This is a genomic window from Kocuria sp. p3-SID1428 (assembly GCF_025149945.1).
GTDB lineage: Bacteria > Actinomycetota > Actinomycetes > Actinomycetales > Micrococcaceae > Kocuria.
The window spans coordinates 21706-27889 of the sequence record NZ_JALXVH010000034.1 but is presented as its reverse complement, the minus strand read 5'-3'; the positions used below and the strand labels follow the sequence as shown (position 1 = coordinate 27889).

Annotated in this window: 5 protein-coding genes; 2 read left to right on the top strand and 3 right to left on the bottom strand. The window is 71.4% G+C overall.

The window, feature by feature from the left end; genetic code table 11:
• Together putP and gluQRS are read right to left on the bottom strand one after the other, a co-directional pair.
• The coding region (gene putP, locus M3E84_RS08580) for a sodium/proline symporter PutP (RefSeq protein WP_259895780.1) at positions 1-1604 on the bottom strand (1604 nt) is incomplete at its 3' end.
• A 337-nt stretch (positions 1605-1941) separates the two neighbouring features.
• Positions 1942-2868 (bottom strand): tRNA glutamyl-Q(34) synthetase GluQRS, encoded by a 927-nt coding sequence (gluQRS, locus tag M3E84_RS08575; protein ID WP_259895779.1) that lies wholly within the window; start codon positions 2866-2868, stop codon positions 1942-1944.
• A gap of 47 nt (positions 2869-2915) precedes the next feature.
• Here gluQRS and M3E84_RS08570 point away from each other — a divergent pair, with 47 nt between their 5' ends.
• Positions 2916-3755 carry an MBL fold metallo-hydrolase gene (locus M3E84_RS08570; RefSeq protein ID WP_259895778.1) on the top strand — a complete coding sequence of 280 codons (840 nt, stop codon included), beginning with the start codon at positions 2916-2918 and terminating at the stop codon, positions 3753-3755.
• Here M3E84_RS08570 and M3E84_RS08565 read toward each other — a convergent pair.
• On the bottom strand, positions 3733-4701 hold the full coding sequence (locus tag M3E84_RS08565) for a phosphatase PAP2 family protein (protein ID WP_259895777.1): 969 nt from the start codon (positions 4699-4701) through the stop codon (positions 3733-3735). The two genes, M3E84_RS08570 and M3E84_RS08565, sit on opposite strands and share 23 nt — an antisense overlap.
• Positions 4702-4961: 260 nt before the next feature.
• On the opposite strand from M3E84_RS08565, the gene M3E84_RS08560 reads away from it, so the two are divergent.
• Entirely contained in the window at positions 4962-6011 is a 1050-nt protein-coding gene (locus tag M3E84_RS08560; protein WP_259895776.1) for an o-succinylbenzoate synthase, read from the top strand.
• Positions 6012-6184: the final 173 nt, after the last annotated feature.

Genomic DNA, 6184 nt, shown 5'->3' with positions numbered 1-6184 from the left:
TCGGCGGTCTGCGCCGAGGGCCGGCCGGCCGGAGCCGGCTCGGCCAGTTCGGAGTCGCCCTCCGGCAGGCCCTCGCGGGAGCGGGCCACGGCGGCATCGAAGTGCTCATCGACGCCCGGCTCGTCCCGGTAGGTGATCAGCGAGACCACCACGGCCACGATCAGACCGGCCACGAAGCCCGGGATGATCTCGTAGAGAGCGGACCAGGGGGTCTGCGGCCAGATCAGCACGACGGCCGCGCCGACGACCATGGCTGCCGTGGCACCGATGCCGGTGAGCTTCTTCCAGTACAGCGACAGCAGCACGATCGGACCGAACGCGGCGCCGAAGCCGGCCCAGGCGAAGCCGACGAGCGCCAGGATGGACTCGGAGGGATCCAGTGCCATGAGCGCGGCGATGATCGCCACGACGAGCACCGCGGCGCGGGAGATCCACAGGGAGGTCTTCTGCTCCAGCGGACGGCGGCGGATCAGCAGCATGAGATCCTCCACGAAGGCGGAGGCGGTGACCACCAGCTGCGAGGACAGCGTGGACATGATGGCCGCGAGCACCGCAGCCAGCACCAGACCGGCGATGAAGGCGGGGAACAGGCCGATCGCGGCGTCCAGGAACACGGTCTCGGCGGTCTCCGAGTTGGTCAGGGCGACCCGTCCGTTCTGCACCAGGGGCAGGGCGAACAGCGCGGTGAGGATCGCCCCGATCACGCACAGCGCCATCCAGATGATGTTCCAGCGCCGACCCACCACGGCCTCGTGATGGCTGCGCAGCGCCATGAAGCGAACCAGGATGTGCGGCTGCCCGAAGTAGCCCAGGAACCAGGCGAACAGGGAGAACACGCCGATGAAGCCGCCGGCGGCCGAGATGTCGAACAGATCCCAGGCATTGGGCTGCACGTCCGAGACGCGGTCGACGATGGTCGCGGGTCCGCCGGCGATGATCATGGTCACGACCGGAACGGCCAGCAGCGCCAGGAACACCAGGGTGCCCTGGAAGAAGTCGGTGAAGCTGGCGCCCAGGAAGCCGCCGATCAGCGTGTAGAAGATGGTGATGCCGGCGATCACCAGCATGCCGATGAGGTAGGTCTCGGAGGTCGACCAGCCCATGTTCTGCTCCAGCGCCGTGCCGAAAGCCGCTGCGGCGAAGTTGCCGCCGGCCACCATGCCGGAGGAGATGTAGAACGTGAAGAAGATGAGGATGACCAATCCGGAGACCACGCGCAGCGTGCGGCCGCCGTGGACCAGGCGATTGCCGAAGTACGACGGCAGGGTGATGGCATTGCCGTACTGCTCGGTGAACAGGCGCAGCCGCGGGGCCACGAGCTTCCAGTTCGCCCAGGCGCCCAGGGTCAGTCCGATCGCGATCCACGCCTGGACCATTCCGCCCAGGTAGAGGGCTCCGGGAAGGCCCATCAGCAGCCAGCCAGACATGTCCGAGGCGCCTGCGGACAGCGCTGCGACCGGTGCGGGCAGGTCTCGCCCCCCGATCATGTAGTCGTCCTTGTTCTTGGTCCGGGTGGAGGCCCAGATGCCGATGCCGATCATCGCCAGGAAGTACAGGGCGATGGCGGCCATCATCCACCAGAAGCCGGATCCTGCTTCGATCATGGGATTCCTCTCCGCCTCGGTGCCGATGGGGCGTCCATCGCTGTCCTCGGCGCGTTTCCGAATAGGGAAGTGCGGGGGTCTGCGGTCGCGCGGGGCCGACCAGCAGCCCGCGCGTGCCAGCAGCCCGCGCGTGATCGCGGTGGTGCGCAGCGGACTGCGGGTGAAGCGCAGTCCAGGCCGCGGCGGGTGCCGTGAGACGGCGACCACACGCAGGCAAAACGAAGCACAGAATACGCGAGGGTCTCGCGACGGCCCGTGATATGACGGCGATAATGCGCTCTGACCTGGGGCGATGCAAGACTTGACAGGTTGCTTCCAGGCCGTCTTGCGGGAGTGCTCAGTCGGTGGCGGGCTGCTGGCGCGGAGGCTCCAGGATCCACGGGCCTCGGTCCAGGCGCACCTCGTCGAACCGCTCGAGCACGTCCGAGGCCGTGCGGATGCCGTCGCCGAGGCCCAGGGAGGCTCCGATCCAGCCCATCGCCTCGCTCGTGCTCACGCCCGTTGCGGCCAGCTCGCCCAGGCTCACGGCGCCATCGCGCTTGGCCAGGCGCTGGCCGTTCCTGTTGAGCACGAGCGGGACATGGACCCACTGCGGCTCGGGCAGTCCGAGAAGCTGCGCAAGATGCGCCTGCCGCGGCGCGGACGACAGCAGATCATCGCCGCGCACCACCTGATCGACCCCCTGGTGGGCGTCGTCGACGACCACTGCGAGGTTGTAGGCGGGGCGTCCGTCATTGCGTACGAGCACGAAGTCGTCGACCGCGGCGGTGAACTCGCCCAGCAGGCGGTCGTGGACGGTCGCGGATTCCGTCTGCGCACGCAGCCGCAGAGCCGCAGGACGCTCTGCGCGGCGGACCTCGCGCTGGGCGGGCGTCAGGTCGCGGCAGGTGCCCGGATAGGCCCCCGGCGCCCCGTGGGGCGCGCCGCCGGAGGACTCGATCTCCTCACGGATCTCGCGGCGCGTGCAGAAGCACTCGTAGACCAGGCCGTGCTCCCTCAGCCGCTCGACGGCCTGCAGATGCGCCGGGATCCGCTGCGACTGCACCAGCACCGGCTCCTGCCAGCCCAGCCCGATCGCCGCCAGATCCTCGAGCTGGCGCTGGGCCGCGCCCTGCTGGACTCGGTCGAGGTCCTCGAGGCGCAGCGCGAACCCGCGGCCGTCGGCGCGAGCGAAGGCCCAGGCCAGCACGGCGGTGCGCAGGTTGCCCAGGTGGAGGTCCCCGGAGGGGGAGGGCGCATAGCGTCCGGATCCGCTGCTCAGCATGGCCACCACCGTAGGCCACCGGCGGCGCGGCACCGTACGCTGGCACGGTGAGCTCCATCAGCGAAGTCGGCGACGACATCCACGTCATCACCACGGATAACTGGCGCCTGAACTCAGGCCTGGTCGTGGGCTCCGCGCGCGCGCTCGTGATCGACACCGGCGCCGGACCGCGGCAGGGTCGCGAGATCCTCGAGGTCGTGCGCACGGTGACGGACCTGCCGCTCGTGGTGCTGAACACCCATGCCCACTACGACCACTACATGGGCAACGCCGTCTTCGAGCGCGCCGGGGTCACCGAGTTCTGGTCGCACCGCGATGCCGCAGCCGCCATCGGCAGCCACGGCGACTACCAGCGCTCCTTCGTGGGGGTGCTCGAGCCGGAGATGGGCGAGGGCAAGGGCCTGGGGACCCGGATCGTGGTGCCCCAGCGGCACCTGCCGGGCACCGGGCTGCGCCCAGCGCTGAGCCGAATCGATCTGGGCGACCGACACGTGGTCGTGTTCTCGGTGGGGCGCGCCCACACGGACAACGACATCTTCGCCGGCGTGGACGAGGTCCTGTTCGCCGGAGACGTGGTGGAGCAGGGCGCGGATCCGGCCTTCGAGGATGCCTACCCGCACGAATGGGTGCGGGCGCTGGAGCAGATCGCTGATCTGGAGCGCTACTCGGTGGTCGTGCCGGGGCACGGAGCCCCGGTCGCGCGCAGCGCCGTGCGGGACATGGCCGAGACCATGGCCGCGGCGATCGAGCGTCTGGACGCGCCTCCGGCCCCGGTGCAGGATGCCGACGGCCCGGTGACTGCGGCCCTGTACCGGCTTCCCTACGGGCCGGCCGCCTCCAGGATCCTGCTGGATCGGCTGGCGGTCATCGCCGGCGCGGGCGCATAGCCCGCACCATCTGGTGGGCCGACAGCAGTGACAGGCTCAGCACGCCCAGGGCCCCGAAGGCCAGGGCCAGCCCCGGAGCCGGGATTGTCTGCTGAGCCGTCATGGCCAGGATCGTCAGCGCCGCCGCCAGCACGAACAGGACGAACAGCGTGAGGCCGCGCTGCGGGACCCACGGCTCGGCCGGGACCAGGGCGCGCAGCACCAGGGATCCGAGCACGAACCACCCGGCGATCAGGAGCACGGCCACGGCGGCGTCAGCGGGCCGGTGCCAGCCGTTGATCACGGTGCCCACCCCGGCGGCGGTGACCGCAGCAGTGCCCAGCAGCGCCCACGCCTTGCGCTGGCGCGCGGGGGCGACCATGACGACGATCGCTGCGGCTGCCGCTGCGGCGGCGGTATGGCCTGAGGGAAGGGAGTTCTGCGCCGACTCCTGGATGCCGTAGGCGGTCTTCTCCAGCAGGCCGTGCTTGAGCAGCTGGGCCGAGGCCAGGGCCGGCACCGCAGTGAGCACGGCGATGACCAGCGGGATCCAGCGTCGGTGGGAGGCGGCCAGGATGAGGGCGATCACGGCGGCGGCCGCGCAGGTGAACAGCGTGGTCGAGGCGAGCAGGCTCGTGGCCGAGGCGGGGAGGCGCTCGCTCAGCGCAGCGGCCTGGCGCAGTGCGACCTCATCCACCCACTGCCCGCTCACGGTGCGCAGCGCGGCCCAGGAGATCACTCCCGCCAGGGCGAAGAGCAGGCCTGCACGCACGAGCTGGCCCAGCGCAGAGCCGATCGAGAGATCCCGCTGGCGCTGAGGGGGCCGTGCACCCCCGTACTGGTAGGCGGCCTGGCCGGGGTAGTCGGGGCGGTCGTCGATGCGCTGCGTGGCCCAGGCCTGCTGGCGCTGCAGCGGTGCCGGCTGCGCGGGTGCCTGCATCGCGGTCCGGGCGGTGCTGCGAGTCAAGGGCATCACCCGGGTTCCCCCGGCTGCGCGAGGCTCGCCCCACGGATGCTGATACTGAGCTGCGGACGGGCGATCCCCTCGTTGCGGATCGGTCTCGGCCTGAATGTAGGTCACGCTCGTGGTCCCCTGGTCGACTCCGCCTGGAGCCTCCAGGCCTCGGAAGGCCCCAGTGTGGCACCGGAGCCTTCGCGGATCCTGGGACCGAGCCTCGGATTCCCGAGGACTCAGCTCTGGATCGGGGCCCGGCCTAGGGTGGGCCCATGTTCCGGACCGAGCCCCTGGCCTTCAGCCCCCTGCCGCAGCCGCTGCCCTCCCTCGAGGAGGTGCTGGAGCAGGCCGCGGTCGTGGATCTGCCGATGGCCTCGCGCTTCCGCGGCCTGCAGCGCCGCGAGTCCATGCTCGTGCGCGGGCCGAGGGGCTGGGCGGAGTTCGCCGCCTTCCCCGAGTACGACGACGCCGAGGCGCTGGCCTGGTGGCGCTGCGCCCTCGAGGTCGGCTGGCTCGGACTGCCCGCCCCGCGGCGCACGGCAGTGCCGGTCAATGCCACGGTTCCCGCGGTGCCTTCCGCCGAGGTCCCGCGGGTGCTGGCCCGGTACGGCGAGGGCATCGCCGCAGTCAAGATCAAGGTCGCCGAGCGCGGTCAGTCCCTGGCCGATGACGACGCCCGAGTGGCGGCGGTGCGCGCGGCCCTGCCGGAGGCCGCGCTGCGGGTGGATGCCAATGCCGGGTGGAGTCCTGAGACAGCGGTCGAGGCGCTGTCCAGGCTGGCCCGCCACGGTCTGGAGTACGCCGAGCAGCCGAGTCCGGGGATCGAGGGTCTGGCCCGTGTGCGCGGCGAGCTGCGCGGCCGGGGGGAGCCCCTGCTGATCGCCGCCGACGAGTCCGTGCGCAAGGCCGAGGACCCTCTCGCGGTGGCCCGGGCCGAGGCCGCCGACCTGCTCGTGGTCAAGGCGGCGCCCCTGGGAGGGGTGCGACGGGCGCTGGCTGTCGTGGAGCAGGCCGGGCTGCCGGCCGTCGTGAGCTCGGCGCTCGAGACGAGCGTGGGCCTCAGCGCGGGTCTGGCCCTGGCCGCCGCCCTCCCGGAGCTTCCGTATGCCTGCGGACTCGGCACGGCCGCGCTGCTGGGCCGGGACGTGACGGAGCATCCGCTGCTGCCCCGCGGCGGCCTGCTGCCGGTGGGGCCGATCGAGCCCGATCCCGAGCTGCTGGTCCGTCACCGGGCCGGGCCGCAGCGCCAGAAGTGGTGGACGGATCGCGCACGCCGGGTGCACCGCCTGCTCGAGCAGTCCGCACCGCCGCATCGAGCCTGATCAGGGCCCCATCGCCCCTCCTTCGAGATGCGGATTCATCGAGGATGCGGCACGTCCTCCTGTCCTTTTTCTGACGTCGTCGTCCTGTTCATCCGGCGTTCTCCGCGAGACCGCCGAGCACTCACGCGAGCCGGGTTACCTGTACGGGAATACGAACCGCCCCCGCCGCTGCC